Annotated in this window: 12 protein-coding genes; 4 read left to right on the forward strand and 8 right to left on the reverse strand. The window is 40.0% G+C overall.

Annotated features, from left to right (window positions below; translation table 11 throughout):
• Positions 1-289 precede the first annotated feature (289 nt).
• Positions 290-1936, reverse strand: coding sequence for a glucose-6-phosphate isomerase (gene pgi / locus BLR27_RS11120; protein ID WP_090704905.1), 1647 nt, complete (start codon positions 1934-1936; stop codon positions 290-292).
• 99 nt (positions 1937-2035) lie between these two features.
• Here pgi and BLR27_RS11125 point away from each other — a divergent pair, with 99 nt between their 5' ends.
• The 3 genes from BLR27_RS11125 to prfB all read left to right on the forward strand — a co-directional run bounded on the left by BLR27_RS11125 (position 2036) and on the right by prfB (position 5912).
• Positions 2036-3349, forward strand: a complete 1314-nt coding sequence (locus tag BLR27_RS11125) for a M16 family metallopeptidase (RefSeq protein WP_090704906.1) — start codon at positions 2036-2038, stop codon at positions 3347-3349.
• A gap of 4 nt (positions 3350-3353) precedes the next feature.
• A complete protein-coding gene (locus tag BLR27_RS11130) occupies positions 3354-4757 on the forward strand; it encodes a M16 family metallopeptidase (protein ID WP_176767679.1) in 1404 nt (467 codons plus the stop codon).
• A 77-nt stretch (positions 4758-4834) separates the two neighbouring features.
• A protein-coding gene (gene prfB / locus BLR27_RS11135; RefSeq protein ID WP_143007735.1) for a peptide chain release factor 2 occupies positions 4835-5912 on the forward strand; the annotation gives its coding sequence in 2 pieces (ribosomal slippage) (positions 4835-4894 and positions 4896-5912; 1077 coding nt in all).
• Positions 5913-6257: 345 nt separating this feature from the next.
• On the opposite strand, the gene BLR27_RS11140 is transcribed toward prfB, so the two are convergent.
• Entirely contained in the window at positions 6258-7142 is an 885-nt protein-coding gene (locus BLR27_RS11140; protein WP_090704908.1) for a transglutaminase-like domain-containing protein, read from the reverse strand.
• A 133-nt stretch (positions 7143-7275) separates the two neighbouring features.
• Here BLR27_RS11140 and BLR27_RS11145 point away from each other — a divergent pair, with 133 nt between their 5' ends.
• The gene (locus BLR27_RS11145) at positions 7276-8061 is read left to right on the forward strand and encodes an O-methyltransferase (protein ID WP_090704909.1); all 786 of its coding nucleotides are present in this window, start codon (positions 7276-7278) and stop codon (positions 8059-8061) included.
• A gap of 246 nt (positions 8062-8307) precedes the next feature.
• On the opposite strand, the gene BLR27_RS11150 is transcribed toward BLR27_RS11145, so the two are convergent.
• The 6 genes from BLR27_RS11150 to BLR27_RS11175 form a co-directional block, all read right to left on the reverse strand.
• Positions 8308-9888 carry an N-acyl-D-amino-acid deacylase family protein gene (locus BLR27_RS11150; protein WP_090704911.1) on the reverse strand — a complete coding sequence of 527 codons (1581 nt, stop codon included), beginning with the start codon at positions 9886-9888 and terminating at the stop codon, positions 8308-8310.
• 38 nt (positions 9889-9926) lie between these two features.
• Complete coding sequence (locus BLR27_RS11155) at positions 9927-11198, reverse strand: serine hydrolase domain-containing protein (RefSeq protein ID WP_090704912.1); 1272 nt, start codon at positions 11196-11198, stop codon at positions 9927-9929.
• A gap of 108 nt (positions 11199-11306) precedes the next feature.
• Complete coding sequence (locus BLR27_RS11160) at positions 11307-12260, reverse strand: pectate lyase family protein (RefSeq protein WP_090704914.1); 954 nt, start codon at positions 12258-12260, stop codon at positions 11307-11309.
• 136 nt (positions 12261-12396) lie between these two features.
• Positions 12397-13896, reverse strand: a complete 1500-nt coding sequence (locus BLR27_RS11165; RefSeq protein WP_090704915.1) for a serine hydrolase — start codon at positions 13894-13896, stop codon at positions 12397-12399.
• Between the two features lie 24 nt (positions 13897-13920).
• Positions 13921-15225 (reverse strand): hypothetical protein, encoded by a 1305-nt coding sequence (locus tag BLR27_RS11170; protein WP_090704917.1) that lies wholly within the window; start codon positions 15223-15225, stop codon positions 13921-13923.
• A 65-nt stretch (positions 15226-15290) separates the two neighbouring features.
• Positions 15291-16436 (reverse strand): BamA/TamA family outer membrane protein, encoded by a 1146-nt coding sequence (locus tag BLR27_RS11175; protein ID WP_090704919.1) that lies wholly within the window; start codon positions 16434-16436, stop codon positions 15291-15293.
• Positions 16437-16862 lie beyond the last annotated feature (426 nt).

A 16862-nucleotide genomic window follows, 5' to 3' on the forward strand; every position in this document is an offset into this window, starting at 1 on the left:
CACAAAGATTTTAGTTTATTAACACCCCCCGGACCCCCCATTTCAACAATAGTAATAGCTAATAAATATTCTTTCATTGACCAAAGGAAATGACGTTAATTTGTCGTCATTTCGATGAGGAACGAAGAGAAATCTGTTGCAACGAATTGGCTTTTCATTTGATGCACTACCATTAGTCATGAGATTTCTCCACCTCTCAAGAGTAGCGTTCAATTAAAATATGGCAGAGGTATTTGAAATGACGGGCGGTGGAAGCTTTCCCCTTTCAGCTTTCCTTCTCCTTTCCCCTTTATCCCCTCCAAACCTTATACCTATTAATCAAACCATTGGTCGAAGCATCATGCCCGCTAACCGGTTTGTCATCTTCCAGCTCTGGTAAAATACGCCCTGCCAGTTGTTTACCCAGTTCAACTCCCCATTGATCAAAGCTGAAAATATTCCAGATAATACCCTGTACAAATATTTTATGCTCGTAAATCGCGATAAGCGAACCTAATGTATGAGGTGTTATTTTTTTAATCAGAATGGAATTTGTTGGCCTGTTGCCTTCAAAAACCTTGAATGGAGCCAATTTTTCAATCTCTTCTGCATTTTTTCCGGCAGCTTTTAGTTCTGCTTCCACTTCATTCTTGCTCTTTCCATTCATCAAGGCTTCAGTCTGAGCGAAGAAATTAGAAAGTAATAACTGATGATGATTTCCAATTGGATTATGAGTCTGAGCCGGTGCTATAAAATCACATGGGATCAGTTTTGTGCCCTGGTGTATGAGTTGATAGAAAGCATGCTGCCCATTAGTTCCGGGTTCTCCCCAGATCACCGGACCAGTCTGATAGTTGACTGCCTTTCCGCTGCGGTCGGTTGATTTTCCATTACTTTCCATATCTCCCTGCTGGAAATAGGCAGCAAAGCGATGCATATATTGATCGTATGGTAGTATCGCCTGACTTTCAGCATCGAAAAAATTGGTGTACCATATTCCCAGCAGGGCCAGGGTTACCGGAATATTTTTATTGAAATCTGTATTTCTGAAATGCTCATCGGCCTCATGTGCTCCGTCTAATAAAGCCTTGAAATTTGCAAATCCTATTCCGCAGGATATACTGAGCCCGATTGCACTCCATAGTGAATAACGACCGCCAACCCAATCCCAGAATTCAAACATATTATCCGTATCAATCCCGAATTTTGAAACACCCTGTTCATTCGTTGAGATGGCAACAAAATGTTTGGCAACATCTGCTTCCCCAGCACCGCTTTTTAGGAACCAGTCGCGTGCAGAATAGGCATTTGCCATAGTTTCCTGCGTAGTAAATGTCTTGGAAGCGATCATGAAAAGGGTGGTCTCCGGATCAAGTTCTTTAAGTGTTTCCACGATATGAGAACCATCTACATTCGACACGAAATGTAATTTGATATGATTGCTGTATGCTTTTAGCGCTTCCGTGACCATAACCGGTCCCAGATCTGAACCGCCAATTCCAATATTCACAATATGTGCAATAGCCTTGCCGGTATAACCTTTCCATTGCCCGCTGATCACCCGATCAGAAAACTGTTCCATCTTGTTCAGAACACGGTGAATATCAGCTAATATATCCTTGCCCTCCAGGTTAAAACCTGAATTCATTGGCTTACGTAATGCGGTATGTAAAACTGCCCTGTCCTCGGTTTCATTGATTTTTTCGCCCCTGAACATCGCCTCAATAGCTTCCTTCAATTCACATTCTTCGGCTAGCTTAACCAGAAGCTCATGGGTCTCGGCTGTGATGCGGTTTTTCGAATAATCAAGCAGAATATCTCCGAATGTGATTGAAAATTGTTCAAATCTTGTTGTATCCTCGAAGAGATTTCTTATTTGCTCCTTTTTGATCCTGTTAAAATGGTCAGAAAGGGCATTGAATGCAACTGTTGACGTGAAATTGTGGCGGGAAAGCATAGATTCAGAAAATAGGTTAAAGAAAAATCAAAAATATTGTAAAATTAGACTTAATATCTATTAATTTGAATAAAATTCCACACTAGCCAATACATACTAATGAAGAAATTACTAAGCATACTGCTCATGGGCTGCTGTATTCCCCTGCTCGCCCAGACCAAGGCTGATGACATTAAAACATTTACATTGAAAAATGGAATGAAATTTCTGGTTGCTGAGGATAATTCCATCCCCAATGCCAATATGTACCTGTTTTATAAGGTTGGTTCCCGAAATGAACATCCGGGCATCACAGGGTTATCTCATTTTTTTGAGCATATGATGTTTAACGGATCAAAGAAATACGGTCCTAAAATGTTTGATCAAACTATGGAATTTAATGGGGGTGCTAATAATGCCTATACCACTCAAAATGTCACTGTTTATACCGACTGGTTTCCTGTAAGTGCCATGGAGACTATTTTTGACCTCGAATCAGATCGTATTGCCAGCCTTAACATTGATCCTAAAATGGTGGAAAGTGAGCGAGGTGTAGTGCTTTCTGAACGAAGCACAGGACTTGAAAATTCCCCATGGAATATGTTGAGTGATGCAGTGAATGCTAGTGCATTTCAGGAGCATCCTTATCACTGGACGGTTATTGGATATGAGTCGGATATTAAAAACTGGACAAAAGAGGACCTTGAAAAATATTTCCGGACCTATTATGCCCCAAATAACTGTGTCGTTGTAATTTCCGGAAATGTGAAGGTTGATGAAGTCAAGCGAATGGCAGAGAAATACATGGCTTCAATACCTGCAAATGCACCTCCCAAACCGGTTCACCTTGTTGAGCCTCCGCAAACCGGCGAGCGCAGAGTAACCATTCAGAAGGAAGTACCAAGCCCTTATTTAATGATTGGCTACCATACTCCGGAAGCTTTGAATAAAGATTATTACTCATTAAGCATTTTGAACGCCGTACTCACAAGTGGAAATTCATCACGACTCTATTCAGAACTTGTTGATAAGAAGCAATTAGCGAACATGATTGGATCTGATTTCAGCGAAAGCTTTGATCCAAACCTGTTTAGTATTTATGCCATTGCAGCAAAAGGAATAAAGGAGGAAGATATAGAGTCAGCTATTTACTCAGAGATCGATAAGATTAAAAAGGATGGAATCACAGAAATGGAGCTTCAAAAGATCAAGAATCAGAAACTGATGGAGTTTTATGCTCAACTTGAGACGATCAATGGGAAGTCGAATAATATTGGGACCTATGAGCTGTTTTTTGGTGATTACCGAAAGATGTTTGATGCGCCTGCAGAATTTTCAAAGGTTACTGCAGAGGATGTGAAGCGTGTGGCAAGCCAATATTTTAATAAGTCAAACCGTACAGTAGGTATCTTGAAATCTAATGTAGAAGAATAAGGAAATGAAGAAATTTATAAGAAATATCTCTGCTGTTCTGATAGCATTCATACTTTGTAGTCCGGCTATTGCTCAGAATACACCCGCGGCATTTAAAGTTCCGGCATATGAAAAATTTAGTTTGCCCAATGGGCTGACCGTTTACCTGATGGAGCAGCATGAAGTTCCATTGATCAGTGTTTCTGCCATTGTTCCTGCAGGAGCTATCTATGATGCGGAGAAATCAGGTCTGGCAAATTTAACTGCAGCAGGTTTACAATATGGTACCAAATCGTATTCAAAAACAAAAATAGAGGAAGCACTTGATTTTATCGGAGCAGATCTGAACACTTTCGCAAGTAAGGAATCGGCTACAATTACTTCAAAGTTTGCGGCAAAAGATGCTGAAAAGGTTCTTCCGATCCTTAAAGAAGTGATGGTTGACCCAGTCTTTGATAAAGACGAATTTGAAAAGGAAAGAAAGCGTGTTCTTTCAAGTCTTGAACAGGCTAAGTTAAGTCCCAGAAATGTCATCAATGCCTATTGGGATAAATTCATTTATGGTTCTCATGTCTATGCAAATCCTGTAAATGGGAGTCCTGTCACCGTTGAAAAATTTAGTGTGGATGATCTGAAGACCTTTTACAAAAACAATTACGGTCCGCAAGGTTCGGCAATTGCCATTGTTGGTGATTTCAACACGAAAATGATGAAAGCACGTATCATTACTTTGTTTGGCGGATGGAAAAAAACCGGTCTGTCACAGAATAATCTTGCAGCACAGGCGGTAAGTCCGCCGCAAACTGCCCGGGTACTTCTGGTGAATAAAGAAGATGCCCGCGAGACCACTTTTTTAATTGGTGGCATGGGAATTCGTCGTGATAACCCTGATTTTGTGGCTATTGAAGTTGTTAATACCGTTTTTGGCGGTCGCTTTACTTCCTGGTTAAATGATGAGCTTCGGGTTAATTCCGGACTAACTTATGGAGCAAGAAGTAGTTTTGTACCATTGAAGTACTCAGGTACTTTCTCCATTTCAACTTTTACAGCTGTAAAAACTACGCTGCCTACTATTGAAAAGACCTTGCAGGTTCTGGATAGTCTGCATGCTACAGGTTTTGATGAAAAGACACTGGCTTCAGCTAAGAATTATGTAAAAGGTCAGTTTCCGCCACGTTATGAAACTGCCGGGCAATTAGCTGGTTTGTTGACTCAGATGTTCTGGTATGGTTTTAATGAATCATTTATCAATAATTTTCAGAGTAATGTCGATGGACTTACCCTTGCCAGATCCAAAGAGGTCATTAATAAATATTTTCCAAAGGATAAGCTTCAGTTTTTATTGATCGGTAAATCTGAAGATATTAAGAGTATTGCGGCAAAGTACGGTGAGGTTACAGAAAAGGATATTAAAGCTGACGGATTTTAACTTTTAAAGGCTGACAAGATTCAAGATCATGTTAGCTTTTACTGAATTGATGAGTAAATTTTTTCTATTTTTGCACCATGACCAAAGAAAATATTCAGGATTTAAGAGACAGAATAACGTCTCTGAGGAGGCATCTTTGACATCGACAAGAAGTTAGATGATCTCAAAAATGAACAGGATATTGCCCTGAGGCCCGATTTCTGGGATGACCCTAAAGAGGCCGAAAAAGCATTACATTCCATAAACAGTAAGAAAAAATGGACCGATGAGTTCCAGCTTGCGGAAGCTTCCGTGGAGGATGTTACCGTCATGCTCGATTTTTTCCAGTCGGGCGATGCTACCGAAGCTGAACTAAAGGAGCAATACGATATTACAGTTAAGAAGATAGAAGAGCTTGAGTTCAAGAATATGCTCAGTTCTGAAGAAGACCAGCTGAATGCTGTGATGCAGATCACTGCAGGAGCCGGTGGTACCGAAAGCTGCGACTGGGCTGCTATGCTTCTGAGAATGTATGTTATGTGGGGCGAAAAGCATGGATTTAAAGTCAGTGAACAGGATTATCAGGAAGGTGATGTGGCAGGTATCAAGACTGTAACTATACAGTTTGAAGGCAATTTTGCCTATGGATATTTAAAAGGGGAGAATGGCGTTCACCGGCTTGTCAGGATTTCACCTTTCGATTCAAACGCAAAGCGACATACGTCATTTGCTTCAGTTTATGTGTACCCATTAGTAGATGATACGATTGAGATCTATGTCAATCCGGCAGATATTGAATTTGAAACCTTCCGTTCCGGTGGTGCAGGTGGGCAGAATGTAAATAAAGTGGAGACTGCCGTGCGTTTATATCATAAACCATCGGGTATTATCATTAAAAATCAGGAATCACGTTCTCAGCTTCAGAATAAAGAGAATGCCATTAGACTATTGAAATCTCAGCTTTATGAGGCAGAAATGCGTAAACGGCAGGAAGCTTCAGCAGCCATTGAGGGCAATAAGAAAAAGATAGAATGGGGCTCACAGATTCGGAATTATGTTCTGCATCCCTATAAACTTGTGAAAGATCTTCGTACAAATTATGAAACATCAAATGCACAGGCAGTGCTTGATGGTGATCTGGATGAGTTTTTAAAGGCTTATTTGATGGAATTTTAAATGGAGCAAGGAACCAGGAATCAAGAACCAAGACCAAAGAACAAGGACAATTCAGTGCAAATTTGAATTTACGGCCTTTTCTAACTTCTGATAACAGATAACTGACAATATGCTGATTGAGACAGGAACCAGGAATCAAGAACCAGGACTAAGGATCAAAGAACCAGGACAGTTCAGTGCTAATTTGAAATTTACGTCCAATTCTAACTTCTGATAGCAGATAACAGACTAATTGAGCAAAGAAAAAGGATCAGAGAACAAGGACAAGGTTGAAAATTACTGCTGAAAGTCTTTATTCCTTGCTCATTGATCCTTTTACCTTTTAGCTTTCCCCATTCCCCTCTTTTATCTTGGTTCCGGAAAAATACCAAGCATCTCTTCAACTTCGGCAACTTTTTCCACTGCCGATAGTTTTTCATAAGCACTGATCAGATTTCTAAGTACCCTCTGAATGATCTCAACATTGCTGCAGGGCTCATAGAAATGATTCTGAGGCTTGAGATTAAGTTGTTTTAAGAATCCATCTACATCTTTTCTTCCAAAAAGAAATCCTTTATTAAATGCATTTATATAGAATAAGATGCGGTTTTCGAAGTCGTTTTCCGAATTACTGTTATGTTCTGATGGTTCTTCATCAACATAGGCAAGAACGAAATGCTGAGGAAGGTTAACACCATAGATTGGGATGTCGAGTTTTTGGGCTATGATTGAGTAAATTACCGCAAGCAGGATCTGATTTCCTTTTCTGCTCTCCAATACCTGGCTCAGATAAGAATTCTGAGGATCCTGATGGTTACTGGTATTTCCTGTAAATCCATGAGTTTCATAAAGTACATGATTGATCAGCTTAACCTTTTCGACCGCAGTCATCTCATAGATCAGCTGCATCCAGATATCTCTTTTAATATCCTCGATTTGATTGATTATTTTCTGTTCATCAATGTCAGGATATTGATATTTATTGATGATCAGCATCCCCTGCAAGAGGTCATATGAACCTGAGATATACCATAGCTCCAGTTCGCGTTTAACATTGCTGAACTGGATCTTATGCACAAGATTTTCAATCCTTTCCTGAAGGATTGCATCCAGTGAATGCGACCATGCATTTTCCAGATAGCCGATCACCTCATTGCCAAAGGATAAAAGTTTATCCTCAACATGACGGGATATTTCAACATCCGGATCGTCGAGCAATTTTATAAGTGATTCTACTTCTTTCTCATTCATATGCCATGTAAATTTAAGAAAAAGCTATAAGTATGGCTAAACGGCAATAATCCGTGAATTTCTGCCTGGGTTTTTTCTTAGCTTTTAAAAATTTCTGCATTGAAATAAGCTTTAGACAACTATCTTTAGCGTGATGATAAACCTGCAAACAGGACTTGATTACCTTAAATATCGTTTAAAAGCAAAAACGCGGCATGGTGTACATTCACCCTTTGCCTATCGACTCGTTGATAAAGTTATCTACGATTTTCATGCCAAAAAGGTTTACTCTGACATCGAGAAATTGAGATCTGAACTCTTGCTTGATCCACGCCGGATAAATATTACTGATCTTGGCGCCGGTTCACTTGTCAACAATAATAAACAAAAGAAGGTCAGTACTTTAGCCAGGAATGCATTAAAGCCTGCCAGGTTGGCTCAGCTCATCCATCGCCTCGCAGCTGATGTAAAACCGAAAAATATTATTGAATTGGGTACCTGCTTAGGCATTACGACCGCATATCTTGCGAAAGCAGCCCCCAATGCAAGGGTCATAAGTATCGAGGGGTGTCCTGAAACTGCAGCTATCGCCCTTGAAAATCTGAAAAAATTACATATCACTAATACCGAATTGCTCGTAGGTAATTTTGACGAAATTCTTCCAAAGGTCATCAGAGATATACCTGTACTCGATTTGGTATTTATTGATGGAAATCACCGAAAAGAGGCAACCCTTGACTATTTTAAATGGTGCTTACCCAAACTAGGGGAAAACTCATTGATGATCTTTGATGATATTTACTGGAGTGAAGGAATGAAAGAAGCCTGGACACAGATCAAAGAACATCCCGAAGTCAGTGTAACTATTGATCTCTTCCATATCGGACTCGTATTCGTTAAAAAAGGCCAGGCCAAAGAAGATTTTATTATTCGGTTTTAAGGCATTTATAATTAACAGCTTATAACAGACAACAGATAACAGATAACAGACAACAGGCTAATTGAGCCAGGAATCAAGAACCAGGAACCAAGAACCAGGAACCAAAGATCAAAGATCAAAGACAATTCAGTGTTAGTTTGAAGTTTACGGCCTTTTCCAATTTCTGATAACAGACAACAGGTAACTGACAACACACCTCCGACCTCATACCTCAGTCCTCCTGCCTCAGTCCTCCTGCCTCATCCTTCACTCCGAATACCCCTGCCCATAAAGCGTTTTCCCGCTTCTGGTACCTAAATGTTTTTCGTTTTCAACCACTAACTCACCATTGACAACTACATATTTAAATCCTTTGGAGTAAGCATGTGGTTTTTGAAAGGTAGCCATGTCGTTTACTTCTGCTTCACTAAAGATCACTATATCAGCTGCATAATTTGGCAGCAAGAGTCCTCTGTCACTTAGTCCGAATTTTTGTGCGGCCAATGAGGTCATCCTGCGGATAGCATCCTCCATGGACAGCACTTTCTCATCTCTGACATATTTACCTAAAACCCTGGCATTGGTACCATATCCGCGCGGATGTGGCATTCCACGACCAGGTACAGGAACACCGGCATCGGCGCCAAACATACTGAATGGATATTGCATGATATTTTTCACATCCACTTCATTCATGCTGTTATAGACCATTTGTGCACCTCCTTTTTCAACCATATCCATAATGGTTTCAGCTTCAAATTTCACTTTTGCCTTTCTTCCCATCAGTTTATTGATCTCAGAGATATTCTTTCCGTTAAAAGAGGTATCGGAAGGATAATTGGCAACTACTGCATAGCTGTAATTAGGAAATTTATATCCGGCTAACTGCTGCAGCATTTCTTTTTTAATCTGTGCGCGAATTACCGGGTTGTTCAAACGGACCTTCATGCTGTCGTTTCCACCAGCAAATGCCCAGTCGGGTAAACGTATACCCAGATTCGTGCTGCTTGCAGTGTATGGATATTGATCGATCGTAACATCCCAACCGTCCATACGGGCTTGCTTAACCAAGCCTAATGTTATATTTGATTTACCCCAATTTGACTTCCCCCCTATCTTAAAGTGAGAGATCTGTACAGGGATATTTGCTTCCTTACCAATATTTATCGCCTCATTAACGGCATCAACAGCATTATTTTCCTCATTTCGGATATGGGAGGCGTAAACACCCTTATATTTTCCGGCTGCTCTAGCCAGTCCGCTAACCTCTTCCGTTTTGGCGAAAGTCCCGGGGATATAGATCAGACCCGTAGACAAACCAACAGCACCTTGTTTCATAGCTTCTTCTACCAGGCTTTCCATCTTTTTTTGCTCCAGATCTGTAGGAGTTCTGTTATCCCGGTTCATGACCTGTGCACGGACGGTATTATGGCCGAAAAGTGTCGCAACATTAATGGAGGGCCGGATTTTGTTGATCTCCTGGAAAAAGGAGCCTATATTGTCAGCTGACCCTCCGCAATTGCCGGTAATTACAGTCGTAACACCATCAAAAATGTAGTTATTAGCTGTAGGAGTCGTTATTATTCCTCCTTCAATATGTCCATGAACATCAATAAATCCGGGGGCTACGATCAAGCCTTTGGCATCAATTGTTTTAGTCGCCTGAATATCAGTTATATGACCGGCTTTGATGATCTTACCATCTTTTACTGCCAGGTCACCATAGTACCAGGAATTTCCTGTACCATCGATGATTTTACCATTTCGGATCAACAGATCAGCTGTGGTTTGACCGCTTACAAACTGGGTACTTAAGAATATTAATGCTGCAGAAAATATTGACTTCATGTTTAGATATATTGTATTGGTAAAATTGGGATTTCGTATTATTTAATAGCCTGATATGTTAAAGCTCTGAATTTTTCAACTACATCATTACGTGAACGTGCCTGCAGCTGACGGTAAAATAACATCACAATTTTTTCCTGCGGATCAACCCAGTAGGAAGTAGCAAATGCTCCGCCCCAGCTAAAGGTTCCAACCTGTGCAGGAGTGCGCCCGCTATTTTTATCTGTAATTATCTGAAATCCTAAGCCGAATTCATCACCACCTAAACTAACATCACCTATCTGGTTGGTAGTCATCATTCTTACAGAATTTCTGCCCAATAATCTTTTACCATTGTATTCTCCATTATTCAGGAGCATTTGAAGAAAAATGGCGTAATCATAAATTGTAGAACTTAATCCCGCACCGCCTGAAAAGTAGCTATGCTGAACCAGTGGGTAATTTGAAGCTGCATTACTGTTCAGCATGCCTGTGTTTGCTTTCACTAATTTTCCCTGAGGTGTTTCGGTGTATAGATTTACTAAGCGACTGGCTTTGCTTGCCGGGATATTGAAATAGGTATCTTTCATTCCCAATGGTTCAAAGATCCGGGTTCTGAAGAATTCATCAAGGCTAATGCCTGATATTACTTCAACAAGGCAACCCAACACGTCTGTATTAAGGCCATAGGTGAATTTCTCACCAGGCTGATGCATTAAAGGCAATTCACCTAATTTGGTCATTGCAGAAAGAAGAGTCCTGTTTTTAACTCCAAGTCCGGCGGTGATATCGTTCTTTGCATAAATAGCATTTGCTTCTTTTGATCCTATCTGAGCATAACCTAGTCCGGAGGTATGAGTAAGCAGATCTTTGATAGTTATCTCCCTTGCAGCAGGTACAGTTGTATAAGTTGTATCAGCAGGGTTAAATTTAACCAGGACACTTTGCTTTTTGAAGGATGGAATATAGTTTGAAACCGGATCTGTAAGTAATAGTTTACCTTCATCGAACAGCATCATGATGGCAACACTGGTGATCGCTTTTGTTTGAGATGCGATTCTGAAAATACCTTCCTTCTGTAGAGGGGCTTTTGTATCCAGGTCATTAAATCCTATAGCCTTGTGGTATGCAACTTTTCCGTCACGGATGATCAGTGCTGCTGCTCCATTCATATACCCTTTTTCTACCCAATCATTCATTGCAACATCCATGCGCTTTAAATGTTCAGCAGAGAATCCTGCCGCGTCAGGGCCTGTATTGGTGATGGTCTGGCCAAGTGTTTGTAGGATTGCTGAGCCGAAAAGAATAAAAAGTAAAAGGTATTTCTTCATGATCAAGAATTTTAGTTAAGCTATAAATATAGGAATACTTGATCACTAAGATAATTTTCTCCATTTAAGATTTTATAAAAATTTATTGAAAGCGTAAAGGATTGAAGCTTATTGAGGGCCAGCTTGTCCTGGTACAACAGAACGCACCTCTGCAGCCGGAATCAGGGCAGTAGAGTATTGATACGGAGGAAGCCAGTTTGAAACTACTGAGGTTATTTGATTTGCTCCAGAATTAATATAAACATTGGTTGAAACTCCGCTGATCACCCCCGGACTTGTATTGAAATCTGTATAAATAGGAATATTCTGACCTTCGAAATAGTTATTGTCAGTTCTTACCGTTCCACTTCTGGTTACACCGATCGTATAACCGCTGCCATTTAAAAAGTAGTTATTGAAAATATGCATAAAGCCAAATCGTATACTGGGCTGTCTTTCAGATATATTATATAAATAATTGCCATGCATGGTCACGTTAAGATGCCCTATATCAGTGATTTGCTGATCTCCGCTTCCAACAAGCAGTGCAGTATGAGCATCATGGAAAATGTTGTTAGAGATAGTAACATAATCTGACCTGTCTGTTATCTCCATCAACTCGTCGTAATAGTCCCATCCATGATCTCTGTCCTGCCATAATTCATTATGATCAATCCATATATGATGACTTTCCTGTTTGATCGTGATACAATCCGCACCCACGACTTTATTTATTCTGAGGTTTTTAATGATTACATTTCCTACTCCATAAATTGATAGTCCTACTCCATTTAGTGTTGCACCGTTCATTCCTATAATGGTCTTATTAGAGCTAATAATGACCATACCTGTATCGGTAAAATTTCCGGAAACCTGAATGATAAGCGGATCCGGTGATTTGGCATTATATCTAAAATCATCAAGATTCGTTACCGTAACTGTTTCGCCTCCAAAACCACCGGTTGTAGTTCCATTGACCATAGCATAGCCAATGGGAAAAGTCTCCGGACTAACTTTCTTACTTGGGCTGGGATTGTTGCTTTTACATCCCAGAATGATCAGGAATAATAAGTATTTTTTCATGATTATAACTTTGCTCAAGTTATTAAAATCATGAGTTTAAAGTGCTAAAAGGACTGCACAGTTTGAGTACAATTTCGGTTTACAATGCAAGATGAATTTTATGTTTTGTGAGGAAAATTTGGCTTGTGCACTTGTATTATTTAACCCTGATAAATTCTGTTACCGGATCCCCAAAAGGCCGTGTACTTATACGGTCGATATCTCCCTTATCATTAGTTAAAAAGCTGATCCGCAGATCCGGGAAGCCATCGCCTTCATCCATAGTTATAAACTGGTCGTAATGCCAGTGATGCAGCATTTTGTTCAAACTTCTGTACTGAATCTGTAATGTATTTTTCTCAAGGCTGATCATGATCTTTCCATAGACCGGATGATTATAAGTGCCTGTATATGCAGATGCCTGATGGGAAGGAAAAGTATTTTTAATCTGTGAGGCATTTATTTCATCCACATTTTTTTTATTCCTTTCTACAGTTTCCAGATAGTCTTTTCTGTAGCGCCCGCTCCAGTCGGTAATTTCTCTGTCCTTTAAAATATCGATTATAGGGAGGTTCATTACTGACCTGAGTGATCCGGCAGGCATAAAGTTGTGTACGATAAACAGGGCTATACTATCTTTCGGAAGATAAGTCAGATTGGAATAAAAACCATCGATAGAACCGGTATGGCTGATCATTTTTGTTCCCTTATAGGTTTGAAGGATCCGACCAAGTGCATAGATAGAGTTAGATAACTCGTCATAACGACCCCTTTTATCCGCTATTGCATTCGGAATCATAGTTTCTGCAATGGCTTCGGCTGCAAGTACCTGCTTGCCATTAAATTTACCGCCATTAACCTGTGTGATCAACCATTTGCTCATGTCTGTCATGCTGGAATAGATGTTTCCGGCAGGAGCCAGTGATTCTGATTGTGAAACGAAAGTCCTCGGCTTTATTTTATTGCTGTTCTCAGCTTCAAAGTATGAAAATGAGTGATTTTTTGGCTTTTCTCCAAGTCCTGTAAATCCACTCGCATTCATCCCCAAAGGCTTAAAAATACGTTCTGAAACATTTTCTTCCCAGCTTTTATTGGTTACTGCTTCAATAGCGACACCTGCACTGGTATACATGATATTATTATAAATATATCCTTCTCGAAATCCTAAACTTGGTTTCATGTAGGCAACCTTCCCAATTAGTTCGGGCCTTTTGAAGGAAGCATTCACCCAGATCCCATCGTATGCCGGAAGTCCGGTGCGATGGCTTAGCATATCCCTGAGTGTTACCTTGTAATTTAATTCAGGATTAAAAAAATTAAGATCAGGTAAATATCGCCTGGCGGGTATATCAAGGTCTAATTTGCCTTCAAATGCTAACTGAGCAGCTAAAGTTGAAGTAAATAATTTACTGTTGGATGCGATGGGAAACAGGGTGCTGCTGCTCACCGGAATTTTATTTTCCAGATCACTGAAGCCATACCCTTTGCTATAAATTACCTGGTCTTTACGAACGATCACCAGTGCCAAACCAGGGATATCCCATTCTGATAACAGGCCGTTTGCGTAACTGTCAATTTGCAGAAATTTTTCCTGATCAGTCTTGCTCTGTGCAGAAACCAGTAAAGGGAATAAGAATATAAAAATTAACTTCTTCATTGTATTTGTTATGGTTTATGGCAATTATTTGATCAGTAGTTCTTCCGGCAAAACCGGGTTACTCAGCAATTTCCCGAATACCTCCCAGCGTTTTTTAGTGTCTGTTCCCTTTGCCTCAACATATTTCCTGACAAGATCTTGTCCGTAATTATAATTGATCACGTAGCTCCTGTATTTTTTTATAAAGCTGATCGATTTAAGGGCTGTTTCTTCGTTGTAAAGGCAATATTTGATCAGCCATTCAAGGGCCTGCTTATCAGTCATAGTTTTATTGACAATGCCTCTCGCAGCTTCATTTCTGGCATAGTTCAGCTTTCCCCTTATGGCTAAAGCTTCAAAATAAATATCAATGAAAGTTGTATCAAGTCCGGCCAATGGGAGCAGTATGTCTTTTGCAAACCTGATCTTACTGTCGCCGGGAAATGCAAGGTCAATGCCATAATTAGCACTGCCTTCAGCAATGAAAGACTGCGGACTAAATAAAGGATATAGCGAAATTTCAACCCAGCCTTTGTCGCGGTAAAGATTCTTTTCCAGCAGCATATTATAAACGTGATGCCCCGGATAACTTTCATGGCTGCCTACATCAATTGCTCTTTCGATAAAGATCCGTGTATCGGTATTGATCTGGATCACACTGGTATAATTACCTTTATACCAATTATAACCGCTCCAGGGCTTATCCTTTACATATTCTATGCTGAATTTTTCAGTTTCAGGGAGATCATAATAGGCTTTGGTGCTTTTTCTTGCTTCTGCTATGGTTCGTTTAAAAATAGTATCCAGTTTATTTTCAGGAATAATGAATTGGTTAGCCAGATTCTGGAATCTATCCTGAACACTTCCTTTACCTGGCAATAGTTTTTCAAGAGTGTCGAGCAAAAGTTTATAATGTTCTTCGGGATAAGCAGGTGCAGATATACCGAACAGATCTTCGGATTCTTCATCAAAAGTTTTGAATTCGCCTGAATAGATCCGGATACGCCTGTCGAAAGCTAAAAGCTGCTGTGACATCCATCTGGCTCTGACCTTACTGGTATCACTAAGTTTTTCTGAAATATTTCCCAGGCTAACTCTTAGTTCTGAAACCTGATTGAGGAGACTGTCTTTTGGAAAGATTTCTGATTTGGAAATTGCAGGTTTTAGTGAATCGGGACCATAATAAGCATCCACGAAATCAGCATCATATTGGCCGATGCTTAAACCAAGACGAACATAGTCTTCTGCCAGAGCATTGAGTAAATGATCTTCAGTTTTATGTTGCTTTTCAGCACAGGATAATAAGAACAGGAGGGTAATGAATAGTAAGGCACTATTGATTTTTTGCATAAACCATATTTTTAGATGAAGGATGGTCTTCCCGGATGCAAATTAGTAAAATTCTTTACCCCTTATTAAAACGACTCTCCTAAACTTAAATAAAATCCACTTTGTCTTTTTTCTCCCGGATTTTTTTCACCTATTCCGTAATCCATCCGGACACTTAAGCCTCTTTCAATATCGAAGAAGTAACGAAATCCACCACCCAGGTTTGGTTTGAAATCTTTCAGACTAAAATCTCTCCGGGTGAAAACAGTCCCAGTTCCCACAAAACCAACAATTCCGAAGCGCGGATGGAACCTTAAACGTATTTCAGATTGCAGGGCCAATAAATTCTCATCGCGGTAACGTCCTGCATAATAACCTCTCATCATTTCATCACTTCCAAGCTGGGGCAACAGATAAAAAGGAGTGTTTTCGCCATTCAGCGATTGATAATTCGCATTCAGGGCAAATGTTGCTTTTTTGCTGATCCCATGAAAATTTCGCAGGTCTATTTTAAAAAGGCTGCCACTAAAATTGTCGCCCCCGAAAATATCAGGTGCGTAGGAGTAGTTCATTCGTGCAAAAGTACCTTTGGTGGTATAGGTATTGGAGTTTCTACTGTCAATGATCTGAGTGAATCCGATAAATAAAACTTTTCCGCCGTCCTTGTCAAAAATGGCAGGGTCTGTACTGAAAATTCCGCCTGTGGTCTTATCGCTGAAACGATAACTTTCAAAAGCAATATTTAAACCGGTGTATCGTGTTTTTCCAAATCGTTTTTCAATCCCGCCATTCAGCTTAAATAGTTTCTGAGTAATGGGGTCTTCATTTGACTCTAAAGTTGAATTGCCGATGCCGTAAAAGTTGAATGGAAAATTCTTATAGCGGACTTCACCGGTATAATGATATTTATTTTGAGGCGACCAGATATCTGATTTTAGCTGAAAATTTGTTTGTTTTTTGGTCGTAAAAGTGGCAACACCAGTAATTCTTGACGTGCGGGTAAGGGTATCTTTACGGTCTGTATAAAAAGAATATAGACTTAAAGCGCCTATCTCTGCGCCGGTTTCCTGTGAGTATCCAAGTACCGGAAGCGGAAGAAAACTATTGGAACGGCCGGTGTCGGCATCACTGGAGAAAAGTTTTTTAATAAGCTTCATTTGACCGAAGCCATTGGTGCTGAGCAGTAGAAGTAAGGTTAATACCGGAAGTTTTTTTAGCAGATATTTATTCATAAAGGCCGCTAAGTTAAATATAGTTTGAATAGGATTGGATCTTAAGTAAAATTGCCATTGGGAAATCGCTCTAATCACCACCTTAAAATCCCGTAATCCCTGTGGGCAGACAGGGTGAGGCAATGTTCGTATTTGCTTATCAGCAAACGCATAGTAAACCCATAGGAAACCCACACTAAACGCGGACTAAACGCGGACAAGTCTGCGTTTTCCCTGTGTTTCTTTCGGGTTTAATTTGTGTTAATATAGAAACAGGTAATAAACATTTCAGGAGCTGGTAAGAAGCGGTGAGGAATGAAGCCTGAAACATCAATATTGAATAGAAACGAATTTTGAATATGGAGGGAGGAGGAGGGTCGAGCCCACTATAATAATGGATTGCTGTGTGAATAAAGAGATTCCAGTCTCCGAACCGGAATCTCCTCA

The sequence above is a fragment of the Daejeonella rubra genome, assembly GCF_900103545.1.
GTDB classification, from domain to species: domain Bacteria; phylum Bacteroidota; class Bacteroidia; order Sphingobacteriales; family Sphingobacteriaceae; genus Daejeonella; species Daejeonella rubra.

Bases quoted from the DNA above. Each gene is read 5' to 3' on its own strand.
- pgi (WP_090704905.1), bottom strand. From the start codon at position 1,936: ATGCTTTCCCGCCACAATTTCACGTCAACAGTTGCATTCAATGCCCTT.
- BLR27_RS11125 (WP_090704906.1), top strand. From the start codon at position 2,036: ATGAAGAAATTACTAAGCATACTGCTCATGGGCTGCTGTATTCCCCTG.
- BLR27_RS11130 (WP_176767679.1), top strand. From the start codon at position 3,354: ATGAAGAAATTTATAAGAAATATCTCTGCTGTTCTGATAGCATTCATA.
- BLR27_RS11140 (WP_090704908.1), bottom strand. From the start codon at position 7,142: ATGAATGAGAAAGAAGTAGAATCACTTATAAAATTGCTCGACGATCCG.
- BLR27_RS11145 (WP_090704909.1), top strand. From the start codon at position 7,276: ATGATAAACCTGCAAACAGGACTTGATTACCTTAAATATCGTTTAAAA.
- BLR27_RS11150 (WP_090704911.1), bottom strand. From the start codon at position 9,888: ATGAAGTCAATATTTTCTGCAGCATTAATATTCTTAAGTACCCAGTTT.
- BLR27_RS11155 (WP_090704912.1), bottom strand. From the start codon at position 11,198: ATGAAGAAATACCTTTTACTTTTTATTCTTTTCGGCTCAGCAATCCTA.
- BLR27_RS11160 (WP_090704914.1), bottom strand. From the start codon at position 12,260: ATGAAAAAATACTTATTATTCCTGATCATTCTGGGATGTAAAAGCAAC.
- BLR27_RS11165 (WP_090704915.1), bottom strand. From the start codon at position 13,896: ATGAAGAAGTTAATTTTTATATTCTTATTCCCTTTACTGGTTTCTGCA.
- BLR27_RS11170 (WP_090704917.1), bottom strand. From the start codon at position 15,225: ATGCAAAAAATCAATAGTGCCTTACTATTCATTACCCTCCTGTTCTTA.
- BLR27_RS11175 (WP_090704919.1), bottom strand. From the start codon at position 16,436: ATGAATAAATATCTGCTAAAAAAACTTCCGGTATTAACCTTACTTCTA.